Genomic DNA, 19,694 nt, shown 5'->3' on the forward strand with positions numbered 1-19,694 from the left:
TTATTCCGTCTGCGAGGGATCGTACTCGGTTTCATAATCGACCGCGATACTGCCAGCCGGATCTGTACCGCGCATGGGAACAGCAATGGCGTGGAAGTCACTGCGTTCATCAGCCGAGACGGTGGGGTTGCCGCGCATCACACGCCAGCCGGCATAGGCGGCGTAGATAGCGAAACCGATTGCGAGATACAGCATCAGGCCACGGGGCCCAGCGAGTTCCATCGCACTGCCGCCGATCAGCGGACCGGCAACCGTACCGAAACCGTACAGGATCATCAGCGAGCTTGAGATCGTGACATATTCGCTCGGATCTGCACGGTCATTGGCATGGGCAACATTGAGAGAATAGATCGGATAGAGCATGGAGCCGACGATGAATGCCGCGCTGTAAAGCAGGCGCGGGGTTTCTGGCGACATGAAAAACATTGCAAAAGCCGCGACAACGCCGACGCCGCCGCAGGCGCTCATCACATAGCGCCGGTCGGTCAGGTCGGATATGCGTCCGATCGGGATCTGACCAAGCGCGCCGCCGGCCAGCACAAAGGCCAGCAGGGTCGCGCCCTGACCCGTCGTGAAGCCGCTCTGCGTCGTATAGACGCCGCCGAGGCTCGACCATGTGCCGGATAGTATCCCGGCCAGAATGGCGCCGACAAAAGCGGCTGGCGAGCGCTGATAGAGCTTGCGCAGACCGAGTTGCACCTGCGCAATCGGTGCCGGAGACTGGGCTGTCGAGAGTGCGGTTGGAAGAATGGAGATGGCAAAGACGATACCGCAGACGATGAACAGCGTTGTATTCAGCGGGTCGCCGAGGGGAACGAGATATTGTCCGCCGATCGACCCGGCGAGTGTTACCATCATGTAGATTGAGAACACCGAGCCCCGGGTTTCGTTGGTCACCCGTTCATTCAGCCAGCTTTCAATCACCAGATAGCAGCCTGCGACTGCAAATCCCGAAATCGCCCTGAAGACAATCCATGTGCGCCAGTCAACAAGAAGGGAACTGGCGAGGATCGAGGCCGTCAGCAACGTAATCAGCGCGCCAAACACCCGGACATGGCCGACGCGCAGCACCAGTTTCGGGGTTGCGATACACGATACAGTAAAGCCGACGGTATAGCCGGTCGCGATCACCGAAATCAGGATCGGTGACCATCCTTCTGCCACCGAACGGACTGGAATCAGATAGTTCATCAGCCCGTAACCAACCATCATCAGCATGGCCGAAATCATCAGGGACGCAATGGAGACGAGACTGGCAAACATGGGATTCTCTCGCTGCGGTGTTCAAGAGTGTCTCTGGTTTCCGCCGGAAGCACGGCCAGCGCGGCGACTTCCGGCCCTATAGGATTTTCGTCACGATGCCGCAACCTTTTTCAGGCGTGATTTTGCGTCTGTATTTTCCCTTTCGGATCAACTAGGGTCCGCCAAACACAAAAGACGAGAGGCCTGGAAGCGGTCCAATTTCTGGCACGCAGGCGCCGGTAAACATATTTGAGCAATGCCGCTATCATCAGACACGATTGCGAACCACCCTTCCTTCCTCCCTTCACTTTCGCTTTACAGCGAAAATCTTACAGGGGTTTACCAGGAAAACCAGCGCCTTGGTGCCAATTTCGGTTCACAACGCCGCTGGCTGATATCGCAATCGGCGCTTGCCCTTTATTGGGGCGGGAGCGGAGGGCTGACCATCAGCGCTCTGATTGATATGCTGAAGCCCTTCAAGGTTGCCAGCCCCAACACGATCCGAGACTATATCGATGAAACTCTTGCATACGGTTTCCTTCAGCCTGACCCTGCACGTCAAAGTCTGAGGCCGCGCTATTTCGCGCCGACTGAGCCGGTTTACGACGCCATTGGCCTCTGGTTTACGGCAAACCTGTCAATCCTTGACGCGCTCGATGGGGCTGGCCGCGTGGCGGAATTCTCCGCGCGGCCTGAGTTGATCCCGGCCATTCAGCCACATCTTGCCAGGGGGTGCCTTCATGACTCCGCCTGGCGCGAACCGCCGCCGCGGATTGCGCTGCTGCAGAAAACGATCTCCGGCGGTTTGGTAATGGATAACATCATCATTCTGGTCGGGCACCAGAAACGAGATCGGGGACGATACCTGATCCCGGCTCTCAATGCGCGGGAGATCGCCCAACGGATACTGATCTCGCGTACACATCTTCAGCGCATCCTGCGCAAGATCATCAATGTCGGGGCAATTGGCTGGACGGGTAAGCCATTCGAAAGCGTGATGTGGGTCGACGGCGCCTTCATCGATGAATATATTTGCTGGCAGGCCGTCAAGTCTCATCACCTGGACAGGGTTTTTGGCGTGGTTGCAGGACAGAAGGTCGATTAGGAACTGCCTGCAAAGGCCGGACTATTTCTGGTAAAATGCCCTTTTGCTTGGTGTCTACCCACATTTAGCTATGTTTCATGTTTAATATGAGATTTACCTCAAAGTCTTATGATGGTTGTCTTGAAGGCCACGCGCCAGGCTATCATCATGAAGGATATTTTGATCTTACCTTACTCGGCGCTTAAACCGCTCGACTGGACAAACGGATGCGATTGATGGATTCCGAATTGCCTCAGACGGCTGACACAAGACCTGTTGTGCAGACGCTTAACCGTGCGCCTGAACGTGTTTTGCTGGTCGACCCATATGGTCTGATCGAAATTGCCAATGAGGCAGCGCTTTCTTTTCTGGGGGCTGGTGAGACTGATGTTTGTGGAACATCGCTGGTCTCCTGGTTTTCGGAGGCTAACCGCAAGGATATAGAGCGGGCAATGGCGCGTGTGCTTTCCGACGATCCCGGCAATCGGCTGGAGGAAGTTTCGGCGGATTTCTCCGGTGGTTCCGGCGGAAGTTCGCAGCTTTCGATTGCCCGCATGCGCCACCGCGATGGGGTATGCGTGGTGGTAAGCCCGACCTCGGGTATGCGCCAAACATCGCACAGGACTGTACCCATGCCTAAGGTCGACAACACCGAATTCGGTATCGCGACACCCGAGAGCGGACGGCCGCTACCGGTGCGTCAAGAAAGAGATTCCGCACCCGTGAACAGTCAGATGCCATGGAACACGCTGCGTACCCGCTCGTCTGCGGAACCGGTGCGCCCCCAGCGCATTTCCAAAAACGTCTTTGCCCGGCAGCCCTCCGATCAGGAGAATGAGGCCACAGACCTGGAATATCTTCATTCCAGTATGCCCGCCCCAGCGATATCCGGACGCGCTGAAACGCTGCAGCCGAAAACCATTGACAGCGCTAGCACAGCCGAGGGAAACACCATCGCTCAGACCTCGCCTGCGTCTCCATCGACGCTATTTAATCGCGACATTTATGCCGAATTCGAAACCGAACGTGATCGCAAGGAACGTCAGCATGATACACCGCTGATCTCTCCGGAAAAATGTCTTCGCGCTGCGCTCCAGCAGTATCGTAGCGAGGCGCTGGCCGAGAGTATCACGCTGGTAACGAAGGTTGGTGAGGGAGGCCGTGGTGTCCCCGTTGATGACGTGTTGTTGACTGCGTTGTTTTCGCATCTCATTGAGCGGCTGATTGCTGTGTCGCCGCCATATTGCGATGCCCAGATCACGCTTGAGGCCACGCAACCGGAAGGCTTTCTGGCCCGGTTCACTGACATTGGCAGGGGATTGAGCGAAAATGAGCTCGATGCTGTCTTCAGTCAGCCGGAACTGTCCATGGGGATTTCCCACACCTGTCTCGTCAAGGCACAGGAGGCCGCTTCCGGACTTGGCTTGAAGTTTTCGGTCCGGACAGCGGTGGAAACCGGAACGACCGTCGAAGTGGCCTTCATCGACTGATAACGGCGCGCGCATACAGAAAAGCCGGGACGTATCCCGGCTTCTCAAAAGTACTGCGATTTTTCCATGCTGCGTTCAGCGGCGCAGGTCCGGTGCCGAAGACCAGAGCTCCGGCGTCAGCTGTTCACGCGCCGAGAGCCCGCATTGCCGGGCGCCGAGTGCTGGCGTCGTGATGGCCAAGTGTCTTGGCAAAGCCCTTGGCAATCGCGCGGTCGATGCCCCGCTGGCCATGGTAGCCATTGGTCGAGCGTCCGAGTTCGAGAGAAATGCGCGTGTTCTGCATAAGGGTTCTCGTCCATGTCCTGTACGTGTCTCATTGCCTTGGTTCCTGTGGATCCTCCCAAGACATGAGCTCTTATCCCTGAAACGCCCGCGACGAGCAATGGGCCCTGCCGGAGGGCAGCCATGCGCCTGGCGCATGCCGGTGTTAAAGGATTGGAAACATTTTAAATTTCCGGCGACGATAACCGACTTGAATGCTCTTTGGATAGGGTGCGTTTCCGTTTCAGATGGCCGTCATTTTCCGGGTGTGGCTAGTCGAGACGAGCCTTGAAAGCCAGTAGGTCGTGCCAGGCCGGCTTCTTGTTGGCGGGGGCTGCGAGAAGCTCTGTCGGGGAGAACGTCACCAGTGCCTCGACAGAGTGTCCGTCGATCTCGCGCGTATGCCATTTGCCGCGCAGATCGAAAACGGTCTTGGTGCCGTCAATCAGCATCCGGCTCGCGAAATTGCCGAGTACGAGAAGAATACGAGGTTCAGCAAGCGCGATCTGGCGCTCGATAAACGGCCGGCAGATGTCCATTTCCGAAAGGGTGGGGCTGCGGTCTCCCGGAGTACGCCAGGGAATGGCGGTGGTGACTGCAACCGCCTCGCGCGTCAGGCCAATGGCCGCGAGCATCCGTTCGAACAGGCCGCCTGCACGTCCGGCAAGCGGAGCGCCGTAGCGGTCATCATCGCCGGTCGGAAAGCCGCAGATTGCCAGAATTCCGCTCTCCGGCAGGGTGTCGAGCGCGATAGTCGAGCGTGCATTATGCTTTAGATTGCATCCCGAAAAACCGTTCAGGACGGTTTTAAGCTCGTTGAGGGAGCGTGCGGATTCGGCCGCAAACTGCGCATCGGAAACGGCTTTTTCATCTGGTATCGTTGTCGCACCGCCGGTAGACCGCGGCACGGGCGCTGCCTGAGGCGCTGATACCGGTGCTGCCGGTGCTTTTTGCCGGGGAGCGGCTGGACCTTTCTTCGGCGCCGCAGCAGGCGTTTCGGCACGGACCGTCAGATTGACGGGTTCGTCCTCTATCAGCATGTCCACCCCTGCATCGGCATAAAAATGCAAAAGGGCTGCTGCTTCGCGCGCTGTCAGTTCCCGGGTGGTGGTCATTATCTGTCGTGCTTCCCTCAGGCGGCCGCCAGGCCGCCCGCCAGTGCGTTTATAACTGCATTGATATCAGATTGCGCGTGTTGCGCCACCATCACAGCGGATCAGGCTTCCCGTCAGGTAGCTTGCCTGCCTTGAGCAAAGGAAGGCGGCCACGCTGGCAAATTCTTCGACGCGCCCGAGCCTGCCCGCCGGGATCGTCGCCAGCGAAGCCTTACGCACGTCAGTCAGGCTCTGGCCACTGCGCTCGGCATTGGCGTGATCCAGTTCATCGATCCTGTCGGTGTGGATGCGACCCGGCAGAAGAAGATCTCGCGGTGATGCCGGAGGCCGCCACTTCGTTCGAAAGTGTCTTGTTCCAACCGACCAGTGCCGAGCGCAGCGTGTTTGAAAAGGCAAGATTGGGAATCGGCTCGATCACACCGCCAGAAGCAACAGTCACAATCCTGCCCCAGCCCTTTTTCTGCATCTGCGGGATCAGGGCATTGGTCAGCGTGATGATCGGGGAAACCATCGACTGAAAAAAGCGGCTGAGCTTTTCCGGGCTCATGTCGGCCACCGTGCCGGGCGTCGGGCCGCCGGAGTTGTTGACGAGGATGTCGACGCCGCCAAGTTTTTCGTTGATGGCCGACAGCAGATCCTCAACGAAGTTCTCCGCGGCGATGTCGGCGACTGCGAAATCCGCTTTCCCCGGCGTCGTGTCATTGATGACCTTGCAGTTTGCCGCAAGCCGGTCTTCGGTGCGTCCGCAAAGAAGCACATGCGCGCCTTCCTTTGCCAGCGCTTCGGCGATGCCGGCTCCCAGACCGCGTGAAGAGGCAAGCACCACGGCCTTTTTTTCGGCAATACCAAAATCCATGAAAAACTCCCTTGGCCGGAAACGGCCGATTTCTCGAAAATGAATGGCAGAATTTGGCATTCACCATAGACGCCTGCCATGTCGTCAATCAATCATTATCGGACGCAAGGACAGGCACTTAGCGCGCTGAGACTGTGGAAACCTTATCTGGCCTGGGCTCTGGCCTGGTGGCCAGATGCTTTCAATTTGCCCGGAACGTCTCTAGGAATAGTCAATCAGGCTTACGAGAAAACGTGCGTCGGCGATTTCGGGTAATCGTGGCACGGGAAGGGATGATATGGCTGAAGAACTGCCGGAACGCGAGAGCATGGAATTCGATGTTGTGATTGTCGGGGCCGGACCATCGGGCCTTGCAGCTGCCATTCGGCTTAAACAGCTCAATGAGGATCTGAACATCGTTGTTCTGGAAAAGGGAGCCGAAGTCGGCGCCCATATCCTCTCCGGGGCCGTGGTCGATCCCTCCGGTATCGATGCTCTTCTGCCCGGTTGGCGCGATGAAGAGGGCCATCCCTTCAAGACTGCAGTGACCCGCGACCGCTTCCTGCTGCTCGGGCCATCCGGTTCGATTGCGCTGCCGAACTTCGTGATGCCGCCGCTGATGAATAATCACGGCAATTACGTTGTTTCGCTGGGCAATGTCTGTCGATGGCTCGGCGAAAAGGCCGAGGCGCTAGGGGTCGAGATCTATCCCGGTTTCGCCGCTTCGGAAGTGCTCTATGATGACAATGGCGCTGTCATTGGCGTTGCCACCGGTGATATGGGCATTGAACGGAACGGCACGCCCGGCCCGAACTATACCCGCGGCATGGCGCTTCTTGGCAAATATGTGCTGATCGGCGAGGGCGTGCGTGGCTCGCTCGCCAAACAGCTGATCGCGAAATTCGGCCTCGATGAGGGGCGCGAGCCGCAGAAATACGGTATCGGCCTGAAGGAATTGTGGGAGGTCTCTCCCGAGCAAAGCAAGCCCGGTCTGGTCCAGCACAGTTTCGGCTGGCCGCTTGACGCCAGAACCGGTGGCGGCTCGTTCCTGTATCATCTGGAAGGCAATCAGGTGGCGGTCGGCTTCGTGCTGCATCTGAACTACAAAAACCCCTATCTCTCACCGTTCGAGGAATTCCAGCGGTTCAAGACCCATCCCGCGATTGCGCCGGTCTTCGAGGGCGCCAAGCGCGTCTCCTATGGGGCCCGAGCGATTTCCGAGGGCGGTTACCAGTCGGTTCCGAAGCTTTCATTCCCCGGCGGTGCTTTGCTCGGCTGTTCGGCGGGGTTGGTCAATGTTCCGCGTATCAAGGGCTCACACAATGCGGTGCTGTCCGGCATGCTCGCTGCCGAGCGGGTCGTGGAGGCCCTTGCGGCAGGGCGTTCCAATGACGAGATCGCCGAAATCGAGGCAGATTGGCGCGACGGCGCGATTGGACGCGATCTGAGGAAGGTTCGCAACGTCAAGCCGTTGTGGTCGAAGCTCGGCACCTATGCCGGCATTGCGCTCGGTGGTCTCGACATGTGGACCAACACACTGTTCGGCTTTTCGTTTTTCGGGACACTGAAACACGGCAAGAGCGATGCCGCTTCGCTGGAACCGGCCGCCGGTCACAAGCCGATCGACTACCCCAAACCCGATGGCGTTCTGACTTTCGATCGTTTGTCGTCGGTCTTCCTGTCCAACACCAATCACGAGGAGGACCAGCCGGTCCACCTGAAGGTGAAGGACATGGCGCTTCAAGAGACGTCCGAATATGAGGTCTATGCAGGCCCGTCGGCGCGTTACTGTCCCGCCGGTGTCTATGAATGGGTCGAGGAAAACGGCGCGGAGAAATTCGTGATCAACGCCCAGAACTGCGTTCACTGCAAGACCTGTGACATCAAGGACCCGAACCAGAACATCACCTGGGTGCCGCCCCAGGGGGCGAAGGGCCGGTCTATCCGAATATGTAGGCGGTCACCGGATCGCCGCATGTAAGGCGTTGTCTGCTTATGTGACTTCCGGCGTCAGTCCCGGCACCGGAACCTATGTCTGCATGACGACGTTAAGCGGCTGTGATCATTCTAAGGACAAGCGATGCGTCTCAAAGGCATTTTCAACCGCGACGGCGGCACCTTCAAAACCACCGATATGGACGCGTTTTCGGAGCTTGCCAGCAACATCTTTCGCGATGCCGGTCATGATTTCGAGTGCGAAATCGTCAAGGGCAGCGAGATCTCGGATATCATCAGGCAGGCGGCCGCCGCCGAGGGGTTTGACGGTCTCATTGTCGGCGGCGGTGACGGATCGATATCGCTTGCTACGGGCTGCATGTACGGTACGGACAAGCTGCTGGGCGTGGTCCCGGCTGGAACCATGAACCTGTTTGCCCGCAGCCTCGGTCTGCCGCTCGACATCGAGGAAGCGCTGAGAACGCTTGCAAATGGAAAGATGGCCCGTGTCGATGTGCCGACGATGAACGACCGACCATTCATCCATCAGTTCTCCGCAGGCCTGCATGCCACGATGATCAGGAACCGCGAACAAATCGAGTATGATTCGCGGCTCGGAAAGATTTCCGCGAGCACGCGCGCCTGGATCGACACGCTGCGCACCATTCCCGAAATCAGGCTGAGTTATGAAAGCGACGCGGCAAGCGGTGAGGGCGTTTTCGCGCTTGTCGGTGTTTCCAACAACCGCATCCATGGCAATGCCAGCCTGTTCACTGATCGTCCGCAAGGCGGCAAGCTGGTACTTTATCTGTTGAGGGCCGATGAGGTTGATTCGGTACTGGGCTTTGCTCTCAACTATGTTTCCGGGCGCATTGAGGACAGCGAAAACGTCATCGTGATCGAGACGGAAAAACTGACGCTGGATTTTCATTCAAAAGACTTTGATCAGTCTTTCGACGGCGACCCGCTCGATGAAGTGCTTCACGCCGTTATCGAGCAACACCCAAGCTCGCTGCAGGTCATCGTTCCTTTTGACAGCGCGCTTGAGTAGCGGACTTTACTGAAAGGCCGTCAGCTTGTTGACAAAGCCCGCTTCCCGCTCATTCGTTATGCTCGGGCCTGTCCCGAGCGTCCCGGCACCTCTCGCCACGACAAGCGTCTCGGATGAAAAGACGAAATCATTCAGTCTGTTTTAAAACAAAAGCGGCGCCTATGCGGCAATCTGGTTGGATCTTCGGCACAGGGCCGAGGATGACGTCCTTGGAATGGATAGCTGTGTCAGCCAACTGACGGTCTCTACTGAAAGGCCGTCTCGTAAAAGCTTCTGAGTTTGCGCGAATGTAGCCTTTCCGGTGGCATGGAGGCCAGTTTCTGCACGGCCTTGATACCGATGTGCAGGTGTTGACGGACCTGGGTCGTATAAAAGGCGGTTGCCATGCCTGGCAGCTTCAGTTCACCGTGAAGCGGCCTGTCGGAAACGCACAGCAGCGTGCCATAAGGCACGCGGAAGCGGAAACCGTTGGCCGCGATCGTCGCCGATTCCATGTCAAGGGCGATCGCGCGCGACTGGGACAGGCGTTTGACCGGACCGCTCTGGTGCGAGAGTTCCCAGTTGCGGTTGTCTATGGTGGCAACGGTACCGGTGCGCATCACCCGTTTCAGTTCGTATCCCTCAAGCCCCGTGACTTCGCCGACGGCGTCCTCGAGGGCCTGCTGGACCTCCGCCAGTGCCGGGATCGGTACCCAGATCGGCAGGTCGTCGTCGAGAACGTGATCCTCGCGTACATAGGCATGGGCAAGCACATAGTCGCCGAGCTTCTGGCTGTTGCGCAGACCGGCACAGTGGCCCAGCATCAGCCAGGCATGGGGTCTCAGCACCGCGATATGGTCGGTAATCGTCTTGGCGTTGGAGGGGCCTACGCCGATATTGACCATGGAAATGCCCGAATTGTCGGCGCGTTTCAGATGATAGGCTGGCATTTGCGGCATGCGGACCCCGGCATGTCCGCCCTCGGGCTCGACTTCGCCGGGTAGGGTGATGTTGTTGCCGGGTTCGACGAAGGCGCTGTAGCCTTCGCCGCCCTTGGCCATCATCTCACGTGCAAAGGCGCAGAACTCGTCGACATAAAACTGATAGTTGGTAAACAGCACGAAGTTCTGGAAATGCGCCGAACTTGTCGCGGTATAGTGGCTAAGGCGCGCCAGCGAATAATCGATGCGCTGGGCCGTGAATGGCGCCAGTGGTTGCGGCTCGCCCGGCTCCGGCTCGTATTCGCCGTTGGCGATCTGGTCGTCGGTGGTGTTGAGATCGGGGGTGTCGAAGATGTCGCGCAGCGGCACATCGGCGAGCGCTGCCAGATCGGCTTCGACATGGGTGTTCTCGCCGAAGGCGAAGTGCAACGGAATGGGGGTCTCCGATTCCCCCACCGTCACCGCAACACCATGGTTCTTGATCAGCAGGTCGAGTTGTTCGATTAGGTAGTTCTCAAACAGCACCGGGTGGCTGATGGTCGTGGCATAGGTGCCCGGCGTTGCCACATGTCCGAAGGACAGGCGCGAATCGGTCAGGCCGTAGCTGCCGGTCTCGATGCTGACTTGCGGATAGCAGGCGCGGTAGCGACCTTTGATCGGCGCGCCGCCGGCAAGTTCAAGAAAGGCATCAATGACAAAACGCGTGTTGCGTTTGTAGAGCGCCTGCAAGGCTTTTACGGCCTCTTGCGCATCTGTGTAGCTTTGCGGTTCCACCGGATCCGGCGAGATAACGTTTGCTGTCAAAGGTTCGTTCTCGTGCATGGCGACCCTCGTTTTTGTAGAAACAGCGTTCCACCGGCTTTCGCTGGTCTTTTTTCAGTTTCAAATCGATCTATATCGAAGAGGACGATATTTTGCGACACGATGAGGATGATTTTTCATGACCGCACCGATCGAGCTTTTCTACTGGCCGACGCCGAACGGCTACAAGATTGCGATTTATCTTGAAGAGGCCGGCGTTCCCTACAACGTCAATCTGGTGAACATCGGCAAGGGCGACCAGTTCAAGCCGGAGTTTCTCAAGATTTCGCCCAACAATCGCATGCCTGCGATCATCGACCCCGAAGGGCCAGGCGGCGAACCTGTCTCGGTTTTTGAATCCGGAGCGATCCTTCAGTATCTCGGCCGCAAGTTCAAAAAATTCTATCCCGAGACCGAACGCGAACGCATTGCCGTCGAGGAATGGCTGTTCTGGCAGATTGGCGGGCTTGGCCCCATGGCCGGGCAGGCACATCATTTCCGCAATTATGCGCCCGAAAAGATTGCCTATGGCATTGACCGCTACACCAATGAGGTCAACCGGCTTTACGGCGTGATGGACAGGCGGCTTGGCGAGGCGGAATATCTCGGCGGTGACTATTCGATCGCCGACATGGCCTCGGTCGGCTGGGTCAGGTCATACGAGGCGCAGGGGCAGAATCTCGATGATTTTCCGAACCTGAAGCGCTGGTATGAGGCCGTGATGGACCGACCCGGCGTCAAGGCCGGGATCGCCGTCGGCCAGCAAGAGCGTGCCAAAATGAACCTGGCGTCAGACAAAGACGCTCAATCGGTTCTCTTCGGACAGAAAGCGCGCTGAGCGCCATCACTCTTTGAAGAGTTTCAGGCGTTGGGATCAGTCCAGCGCCTGAAGCACGGTCGGCAGTTCTCGGGCGAACAGCTCAATGTCTTCGCTCAGGCCTGTCGAAACCCGGATGCAGCGGTCGAGCGGCGCCACGCCCGGCATGCGGATGAAGACACCGCGCGCGCCCAGCCCTTCAACAATGGCGCGCGAATAGGCGCCGTCGCGGCCGCAGTCGATGGCGACGAAATTGGTTGCTGATGGCAGCGGCGAAAGCCCGTTTTTACGCGCGATCCGGGCAATTTCGTCACGCGCATCGCGGATGCGGCCGATGACGCTCTGCAAATAGGCCTGATCGGCGAGGGCCGCCTCGGCGGCAACGAGGGAGAGGTGCGGCATGCCAAAATGGTTGCGGATCTTGTTGAACGCGGCAATCGTCTGCGCTTCGCCGATGACGTAACCTGCTCTGACGCCGGCCAGTCCATAGGCTTTTGAAAACGTCCGGAACCGCAGAATATTCGGCCTGTCGAGAAAACGATCGATGGCGGGAAAGGCTTCGGCCGGCCCGCATTCGCAATAGGCCTCGTCGAGCACCATCATGCAGGTTTCTGGAAGCGCGTCGACGAACCGCGCAACATCGTCCTCATGCCAGAAACTGCCCATCGGATTGTCGGGATTGGCAAAATAGACCATCGTGGCGTCATGCTCTTGAACGGCAGCCAGCAGCGCCTCGAGGTCTTCCCGGTCATGGCTGTAGGGCACGCTGATCCGCACTCCGCCAAAACCGTCGACATGGTAGTTGAAGGTGGGGTAGGCGCCAAGCGAGGTGACGACTTTCGTGCCCGGTGAGACCACCAGCCTGACGGCCATGCCCAGAAGGCCGTCCACACCTTCCCCGATCATCAGGTTTTCGATCCCGCAGCCGTGGTGATCCGCCAGCGCCTTGCGCAGTGACAGGTGTTCGGAATCCGAATATTTCCAAATGTCGCCAGCAGCTTCGCGGATGGCCGCGAGCACGGAGGGGGCCGGGCCGAAACCGCTTTCATTGGCGCCGATCCGGGCGATGATCGGGTAATTGCGGGTGCGTTCGAGTGCTTCTGGCCCGACGAAGGGGACCGTGGATGGCAGTTCCCTGATCAAGGGCGTGAAGCGCGAAAATTCAGCCATGCTATGCGTTCCGGTTTATTTGAAAAGGCGCTTCAACATAGTCACTGCGACCTGGAAGGCAAGATGGGATAGGGTGGCACCAACGCAAAACGGCGCCCGTAAGGCGCCGTAGCAAAACTATCAGTCTGGCTTGTCTCAGCGAAATGCGCGGGCTGCAACACGCTCGATATCGCCCGGAAGCAGGCCGATATCCTTGAGCTCTGCGGCAGTGAGATTGCGCAGCTGGGAGCGGGTACGACGATAGCTGAACCATTTCATGGTGAAGTCAAAGGGATGCATGGGTGTTTCCTCGAATTTTCCGGCAGTCTGTGGCTGCATTGATTTTGACTGAGAAAATACAGGGAGAATCGCGAAACGTCGTGTGCAGTTTTTATGCAACTGCCATGCATTTGTGCAGGGTATTGCATATTTTGAGGGCTGCGTGGCGATGGTGGGTAGTTTTAAGGCACCCGCAGATGACAGAGCTCAATTCGGGGAACGGATATCGTTCAGGCATAAAAAAAGCCCCGCGCCGGGTTCGGCGTGGGGCTTTTGCAAAGTCAGTCAATGGCGCGCTCAGAATGCGGCCTTGCGGGCAACGCGACGGATATCATCACGGTTGATACCAAGATCGGACAGTTCGCGTGCATTCATGCGGCCGAGTTCGGTGACGGTCTGACGGTACTTCATCCAGTTGTTGAACGAACGGGTCATGCTCATGTTTCTCTCTCCTGTTTGCTGGGGCGCTTGTTTGCTGCGCCTCAATCTCTGATGACTGGGATATAGTCCTTTCCCGGTAACTCGGTCAGGGGCTTATCGGTAAAGCCGCTATGCACTGGATGCATGGCGTCGTCCGAAGGGCAGGATTCGCCTATCAAGATAGAGGCAGGTCTGCTTGAAATGGTGTGGGAGGTGGCCGACAATCGCCGAAAAAAGGCAAAAAAATAACGCCCACCGGGGGAGGAGGATCCGGTGAGCGTCATTTGCTTTGGCTAACGACTGGGAGGAGGAGCGTCGTCGGCCCATCAAAGCGCGCTGGGAGGAGGAGTGCGCAGCTTCGAATATCTACCCGGAGGCCGGGTCAGGTGATGTTGCCTACTCGGTTCGTCTGAGTGGGCTCAATCATCTTGTTGAACCCAATATAGGTGAGGTGGCCGGAAAAGTGCAGTGCCATCTCGGAATAGAAGATATGCGCCAAGCGCATGTCTGCATTTGTGTGCATCTGCGAAGAGACAGTCGCTTCAGTTGATCACGGAAGGTGGCTGTTTGCCCAGTAGTGCGATCAGATGATCTTCATTCATGGGGCGTGAGAAATAATAGCCCTGTTGCAGGAAGCACCCGAGCGACCGCAGCATTTCAGAGTGACTGCGCGATGTGACGCCTTCGCAGATGACGCCGATGCCAAAGGATTTCGCGATCCGTGTGATGGTTTCGACGATCTGAACGCTCTCCTCGGAACTGATAATGGGCGTCACAAGCTGCCCCGCGATCTTGAGCCGGTCGGGACGGACCAGGGTCAGCCCCACCAGTGAGGCATAACCGGATCCGAAATCATCCAGATCGATACCGATGCCCAGTGCCCTGATGGCGTTTACCGTCTTGATCAGCGCGGCATCGGGGCGGTCGAAGGGAATCGATTCGAGTAGTTCGAAGTGAACGATGCCAGGGGGCAGGTCGAGGGCTGAGAGCATGGACACCAGTGCGGGATCACGCAAGCGCTGCGAGGAAACGTTGACCGATATGCCCGGGAGTGAGACGCCGGATTCCTTGCTGCGTTCGATGATTGACAGCGCCTTGCGGAAGACGATGTCGTCGATTGCGTCAAGCAGCCCCAATTGCTCCGCCACATCGAGAAATGCCTTGGGCTCCAGGAGGTTGCGGCGCGGATGCTGCCAGCGGGCCAGCGCTTCGACGCCGATAATTTCGGATGTCCTGACATCGAAAATCGGCTGGTAGTACGCCGTGATTTCGCCGGCTTCGACAGCCTCCTGCAGTTCGTCCGCCTGTTGCTTGAGCGAGAAAGTCTTGGCCATCAGATTGCTGGTGTAGTTCACGGTGCGGGCCCGCCCGCGGTTTTTGGCTTCATAGAGCGCAAGGTCGGCTTTGGTCAGCAGGTCCGAAGCCGTGTCGCGGGAATCCTCCGCGGTTGCGATCCCCAGGCTGACACCCATGCGGCAAGACCTCCCATTTATGCGCACGGGCTTCGCAAATGAAGCGGTCACTGCGTTGGTAAAGCCCTCCACGTCACTGTCTTCCCGCATTAGCACGACGAACTCGTCGCCTCCGGTACGCGCCAGGAAATCGTTCGGGCCGAGTTTCTCGTTGAATTTTCCCGCGGCGTACCGCAGGACTTCGTCGCCGAAGACGTGGCCCATAGTGTCGTTGATGGTCTTGAAGCCGTCGAGGTCGATCAGCACGATCTTCATGCCTGCCGGCAGCTTGCCGTCGGTCTGTGCGGCTTCCATCTGCTTTTCGAAATGTCTTCGGTTGGGAATGCCGGTCAAGGTGTCCTGCAGCGCAATTTTCTCCATGCGCCGGCGCGCTTCTTCGACTTCGATATGCTGGGCCTCAGCCTTGGCCTTGGCTTCCGTGAGCGCTTCCTGAAGGCGCTTGTCGGCCGAGACGTCCCAGTTGACGCCGACGAATTTGCGCCGGCCGTCGGCATCAGCATAGGCATTACCTGCCGAACGGACTGTCTTTTCCTGGCCACCGGGGGTGATGATCCGATATTCAGTGAGGAAGCCTTTGTCTTTTTCAGCATCCTCCCAGCTGAATTGCCTGAATTTCTCCTGGTCTTCGGGATGAAGGGAGGCGCTCCAGCTGTCGAAGCTCTGGATGTGGCTTCCGCCTTCCATTCCGTAGATCTTCAGGATCTGGTCATCCCAGACCTGCTCGCCGGATTCCAGGTCGTGTTCCCAAAGGCCGATATTGGAGGCGTTGAGCGCCACATCGAGCTGGCGCGAGAGGTTCTCCACCGCCATCATGCTGCGACGGATATTGTTATTGTCGCGAAGGCGCGCCCGAAACAACAGCAACAGCGCGCCGAGCGGTGTGAAAAAAGCGATTGCGAATACGATCAGCGCGAAGCCGAATGCCTTGCGCCAGTCGAAACTGCCTTCTGAAAGCGCCAACGGCGCGACGCTGACGGTCCATGTGGAGTTTCCGATGTTCAGTTTCGTCTGCGCCGGGTTTTCCGTCTTCAGGATCCTGGCGCCGGCTGTGGCCTCTCCGCCTGAACCGGCAAGCGTGGCTGTCTGAACGCTCAATTGTATTGTTTGCTCCAGCTCCATCAGGCCGATTGCATCGAGAATCGCTTCGAAACCAACCGCAACGTCGAGCGTCCCATCCGCAAATGCGTATCTGAAGATCAGCACACGTTGGCTATTGGGCAGGGAATAAGGACCGAAAATCTGCCGGCTGCCCTCCGATGCTCCGGCAGGAACGTCCACGGCTCGCATGGTCTGTTCAATATCACTCGGAAAGACTACGGTTCGGTCTTCCTGTCGAAGAATCACGGCTTTTGTCCACGGTGCAGCAGTAAGGTAGGCCTGAACCGTATCGTCATATGCGGCGAGCCCGTCCGTGTCGCTCAGTGACGACGACAATGCCACGCCGACCTTTTCTGTTAGGTCCAGAACCGACTTGAGGGCCTTGGCAAAGCCTGCCGCGCGGATTTCTGCCTGCTGCTGTCTTTCCTGTTTTACGGCTTCGCGAATGTAGAAGCCGCCGACAAATGTTCCGGTTGCGACTGTCGTGAAGAAAAGCAGGGTCAGGAGCGCAAATAGCCTGATCTTTGCCCGGTGCTTCTGCGGTATGCTGTTCGCTTTCAGTCTTGTCATATTTGCATCCGCTGAATAAGCGCCGCTTCAGATGGCATTGCTCGCTCCCCTACTGAACATACTGTTTGCCCGCTGTCGCCAGCCCTTCATAGCCGAGGGGCGTCTTCCTGTCGTATGGCGCCTGCCTGTTCGTGCAAACCCGTCCGGTCAGGGTCTGGACGCCTCCACAACCCACAGAAACGGTTGATAGACCTCAGGAAACTGCCAACTATCTTTGATAGGAGCCGACGCTAATATAGTCAAACGGCTTTGGCCTCAGTCATCGCTCCCGTCGGGGGCTATGGGCAGGTGAGCGATCGCTTGTCAGTGCCCGGGCACGCTGCGTTGGACGGTAAAAAATCCGCGATGTTCGAGCGTCGCGTTTGATGATTTCTATAAGGCACGGCTCGCGCAAAAGTGTAGTAACGGCACGCAGGGCCAGTGCATGGGCAATCGAAAGGTGGCGGGCGGCGGTTCTGCTGTCACGGGCCTCTTCCAAAAGCGCAAGCGCCAGCACGGACGCGGCAATCGGGTCGAGATCAAGGCGATCCATGTCCAAAGGCTGGGCCATGTCCGAAGCCGGGGCCGCGAGCGTATCCGGTTCGGGCCGGTCATTCGTCATCGGCGATCGCTCTCCCCGCTCAGGCGGATCCGCACCGGGATCGATTTCGAGGTCGGGGTGCCGCTCCCCTCACCATAGCTTGAAAGTGGCACCAGCACGTTGAGTTCGGGGAAATAACCGGCAACGCAACCGCGCGGAATGTCATAGGGTATGATCTTGAAACCCTGTGCAACACGGGAGACGCCGTCGTCGTCCGGGCCAGTGATTTCCACGCTCTGGTGCGCGCGCGCGCCAAGATCCGTGATGTCGGCGGGATTGATGAAGATCACCCTGCGCTCGCCGTAGACGCCGCGGTAGCGATCATCCAGCCCGTAAACTGTGGTGTTATACTGGTCGTGGCTGCGCATGGTCTGGAGCACGAAGCGGTCCGGGGCGTCTTCCCGTGCCTGAAAAGCGGTCTTTTCCGGCAGCGGACCGGTATAGAAATTGGCGCGATGCGTTGGCGTGTTCCACTGGCGTTTTGCTGCGGTGTTGCCAAGATCGAAGCCGCGCGGTTCTCGCACCCGTGTGTTGAAATCGTGAAAGCCGGGGATCGTCTTCCCGATCAGGTCGCGGATCCTGTCATAGTCCTGTGCAAGCGCTGCCCAGTCGACAATCTGCGTGCCGATCGTCGCTGTGGCTATCCCTGCCACGATGGCAATCTCGGATCGAAGCTCGGGGCTGGCTGGCGCATTGATGCCCGCCGAGCCATGGACCATGCTCATGGAATCCTCGACGGTGACCAGTTGCGGCTCGCCTCGAGCGTTGAGATCGATTTCGGTCCGTCCGAGGCAGGGCAGAAGATATGCGTTTTCGCCCGGCATGGTATGGCTGGCATTGAGCTTGGTCGCGATATGGACGGTCAGCATCTGTCCGCGCAGGGCCTTTTCGATGAAGCCGCTGTCCGGCACAGCACGGGCAAAATTGCCGCCAAGGCCGACAAAGGCGCGGGAGCGCCCGGAGATCATGGCGCCGATGGCCTCGATTGTGCTGTTGCCGTTTTCGCGCGGCGGTGAGAAGCCGAAGACTGTCTCCAGTGCGTCGAGCAGGGCCACCGGTGGTTTTTCGTTGATGCCCATGGTGCGGTCGCCCTGCACATTGGAATGGCCGCGAACCGGGCAAAGCCCGGCACCCGGGCGGCCGATCTGTCCGCGCAGCATCATGAAGCTGGTGATTTCCCGGATGGTGGCGACCGAATGCTCGTGTTGGGTGATGCCCATCGCCCATGTGCAGATCATATTGTCGGCACCGAGATAGATCGCTGCCGCCTTTTCGATTTCGGCCCGCAACAGGCCGGATTGGTCCTCGATGGCGCTCCATTCGGTCGCGCTGACGGCTGCGACATAGCCTTCAAAATCGTGGCAATGGTTGCGAATGAAGTCATCATCGATCACGCCTGTGCCACTTTCTGCGCGCGCCTTCCGGTCGGTGTCGAGCACTGCTTTCGCCATGCCGCGGAAGACGGCCATGTCGCCGCCCAGCCGCGGCTGAAAGTAGTCGCTTGCAATCGGTGCGCTGCCGCCGGTGACCATTTCGCGTTTGCGCTGCGGGTCGGCGAAGCGCTGAAGGCCGCGCTCCTTCAGCGTGTTCAGCGCCACGATACGTGCACCGCGGTCTGCGGCGCGGCGTAGATCGCCAAGCATGCGCGGATGATTGGTGCCGGGGTTCTGGCCGACCACGAAGATCGCATCGGCCTTCTCGAAATCTTCAAGCCGCACGGTACCCTTGCCGATGCCGATGGCCTGGGTCAGCGCGACGCCGGAGGCCTCGTGGCACATATTGGAGCAGTCAGGCATGTTGTTGGTGCCGAAGATGCGGACAAAGAGCTGATAGAGAAAAGCCGCCTCGTTACTGGCGCGGCCAGATGTATAAAACTGCGCTTCGTCGGGAGAACCGAGCGCCTTGAGGGCCGCCGCGATGCCGGTAAAGGCCTCCTCCCAGGAGACGGGTTCGTAATGATCCGTATCCCGGTTATAGCGCATCGGATGGGTCAGGCGGCCATGGTTTTCCAGCGTATAATCGTCAAGCCGGGCAAGTTCGCTGACCGTGAAACGCGAAAAAAACGACGGATCGGCCCGCGCATCGGTCGCTTCCCAAGATACCGCCTTCACGCCGTTTTCACAGAATTCGAAAGATGAGCCATGCTCGGGGTCGCCCCAGGCGCAGCCGGGGCAATCAAACCCGTCGGGCTGGTTCGCCTTACTGAGCGCCCGGGCCCCGACCAGCGGTGCGCCGCTTGCCATCAGCGACCGACCAGAAGCGATCAGCGCTTCCCAGCCGCCTGCCGCCTTGCCGTTGTCTTTGTGCTTTTTACCGCGCTCTATTTTACCGCGTTCCATGTGACCTCCCCAGGCCGCTGATGTCTCTGCCAGTTCACTGTATTTCAAGAGAATTTAACAAAAAACAAGAATACCGTACATCACTTAGGTAATGCTCTGCGCCGCGGCCGCCAACCGCGACACAGCGGCGCGATCAGAAAAGGTTGCTCCGGAGCGATTTCATTTCCCTGCGAAACCAACTAAGAGATGGGCGCGGTTTCGGAACCGCGCGGGCAGGATTGCGTTGCTGACAGAAA

General features: G+C 58.4%; 14 protein-coding genes and 2 pseudogenes. 5 read left to right on the plus strand and 11 right to left on the minus strand.

Going from position 1 to position 19,694, the window contains the following annotated elements; all coding sequences use genetic code 11:
- Positions 1-1,263, minus strand: coding sequence for an MFS transporter (locus tag AC0L7L_RS05310; protein WP_272210687.1), 1,263 nt, complete (start codon positions 1,261-1,263; stop codon positions 1-3).
- A gap of 235 nt (positions 1,264-1,498) precedes the next feature.
- On the opposite strand from AC0L7L_RS05310, the gene AC0L7L_RS05315 reads away from it, so the two are divergent.
- Both AC0L7L_RS05315 and AC0L7L_RS05320 read left to right on the plus strand, forming a co-directional pair.
- Positions 1,499-2,347, plus strand: a complete 849-nt coding sequence (locus AC0L7L_RS05315; RefSeq protein WP_473512503.1) for a hypothetical protein — start codon at positions 1,499-1,501, stop codon at positions 2,345-2,347.
- A gap of 215 nt (positions 2,348-2,562) precedes the next feature.
- Complete coding sequence (locus AC0L7L_RS05320; protein WP_272210690.1) at positions 2,563-3,816, plus strand: PAS domain-containing protein; 1,254 nt, start codon at positions 2,563-2,565, stop codon at positions 3,814-3,816.
- A gap of 124 nt (positions 3,817-3,940) precedes the next feature.
- Here AC0L7L_RS05320 and AC0L7L_RS05325 read toward each other — a convergent pair whose 3' ends face one another.
- The 3 genes and pseudogenes from AC0L7L_RS05325 to AC0L7L_RS05335 form a co-directional block, all read right to left on the minus strand.
- Positions 3,941-4,099, minus strand: a complete 159-nt coding sequence (locus AC0L7L_RS05325; protein WP_473512506.1) for a hypothetical protein — start codon at positions 4,097-4,099, stop codon at positions 3,941-3,943.
- A gap of 250 nt (positions 4,100-4,349) precedes the next feature.
- Positions 4,350-5,192, minus strand: coding sequence for a uracil-DNA glycosylase (locus tag AC0L7L_RS05330; protein WP_473512508.1), 843 nt, complete (start codon positions 5,190-5,192; stop codon positions 4,350-4,352).
- A 66-nt stretch (positions 5,193-5,258) separates the two neighbouring features.
- Positions 5,259-6,048: pseudogene (locus tag AC0L7L_RS05335) on the minus strand (SDR family oxidoreductase).
- Between the two features lie 277 nt (positions 6,049-6,325).
- Between AC0L7L_RS05335 and AC0L7L_RS05340 the strand changes: the two are divergent.
- A pseudogene (locus AC0L7L_RS05340) lies at positions 6,326-7,983 on the plus strand (electron transfer flavoprotein-ubiquinone oxidoreductase).
- 124 nt (positions 7,984-8,107) lie between these two features.
- Positions 8,108-9,013 (plus strand): diacylglycerol/lipid kinase family protein, encoded by a 906-nt coding sequence (locus AC0L7L_RS05345; RefSeq protein ID WP_272210693.1) that lies wholly within the window; start codon positions 8,108-8,110, stop codon positions 9,011-9,013.
- A gap of 245 nt (positions 9,014-9,258) precedes the next feature.
- Here AC0L7L_RS05345 and AC0L7L_RS05350 read toward each other — a convergent pair whose 3' ends face one another.
- Positions 9,259-10,755 (minus strand): AMP nucleosidase, encoded by a 1,497-nt coding sequence (locus tag AC0L7L_RS05350; RefSeq protein ID WP_272210694.1) that lies wholly within the window; start codon positions 10,753-10,755, stop codon positions 9,259-9,261.
- Between the two features lie 118 nt (positions 10,756-10,873).
- Here AC0L7L_RS05350 and AC0L7L_RS05355 point away from each other — a divergent pair, with 118 nt between their 5' ends.
- Positions 10,874-11,572: a glutathione S-transferase N-terminal domain-containing protein gene (locus AC0L7L_RS05355; RefSeq protein WP_473512514.1), complete on the plus strand. Its 699-nt coding sequence runs from the start codon at positions 10,874-10,876 to the stop codon at positions 11,570-11,572.
- Between the two features lie 36 nt (positions 11,573-11,608).
- Here AC0L7L_RS05355 and AC0L7L_RS05360 read toward each other — a convergent pair whose 3' ends face one another.
- The 6 genes from AC0L7L_RS05360 to AC0L7L_RS05385 all read right to left on the minus strand — a co-directional run bounded on the left by AC0L7L_RS05360 (position 11,609) and on the right by AC0L7L_RS05385 (position 19,443).
- Complete coding sequence (locus AC0L7L_RS05360) at positions 11,609-12,721, minus strand: pyridoxal phosphate-dependent aminotransferase (protein WP_473512516.1); 1,113 nt, start codon at positions 12,719-12,721, stop codon at positions 11,609-11,611.
- Between the two features lie 135 nt (positions 12,722-12,856).
- On the minus strand, positions 12,857-13,000 hold the full coding sequence (locus tag AC0L7L_RS05365; RefSeq protein WP_272210697.1) for a DUF1127 domain-containing protein: 144 nt from the start codon (positions 12,998-13,000) through the stop codon (positions 12,857-12,859).
- 276 nt (positions 13,001-13,276) lie between these two features.
- Positions 13,277-13,420 carry a DUF1127 domain-containing protein gene (locus tag AC0L7L_RS05370; protein ID WP_272210698.1) on the minus strand — a complete coding sequence of 48 codons (144 nt, stop codon included), beginning with the start codon at positions 13,418-13,420 and terminating at the stop codon, positions 13,277-13,279.
- 521 nt (positions 13,421-13,941) lie between these two features.
- Positions 13,942-16,539: a bifunctional diguanylate cyclase/phosphodiesterase gene (locus AC0L7L_RS05375; protein ID WP_473512519.1), complete on the minus strand. Its 2,598-nt coding sequence runs from the start codon at positions 16,537-16,539 to the stop codon at positions 13,942-13,944.
- Between the two features lie 259 nt (positions 16,540-16,798).
- Positions 16,799-17,140: a hypothetical protein gene (locus tag AC0L7L_RS05380; protein ID WP_473512522.1), complete on the minus strand. Its 342-nt coding sequence runs from the start codon at positions 17,138-17,140 to the stop codon at positions 16,799-16,801.
- Positions 17,137-19,443 (minus strand): FdhF/YdeP family oxidoreductase, encoded by a 2,307-nt coding sequence (locus AC0L7L_RS05385; protein ID WP_473513789.1) that lies wholly within the window; start codon positions 19,441-19,443, stop codon positions 17,137-17,139. Before AC0L7L_RS05385 ends, AC0L7L_RS05380 begins: the two co-directional genes overlap by 4 nt.
- Between the last annotated feature and the right edge of the window lie 251 nt (positions 19,444-19,694).

This window comes from Martelella sp. K41-7, from assembly GCF_055808365.1.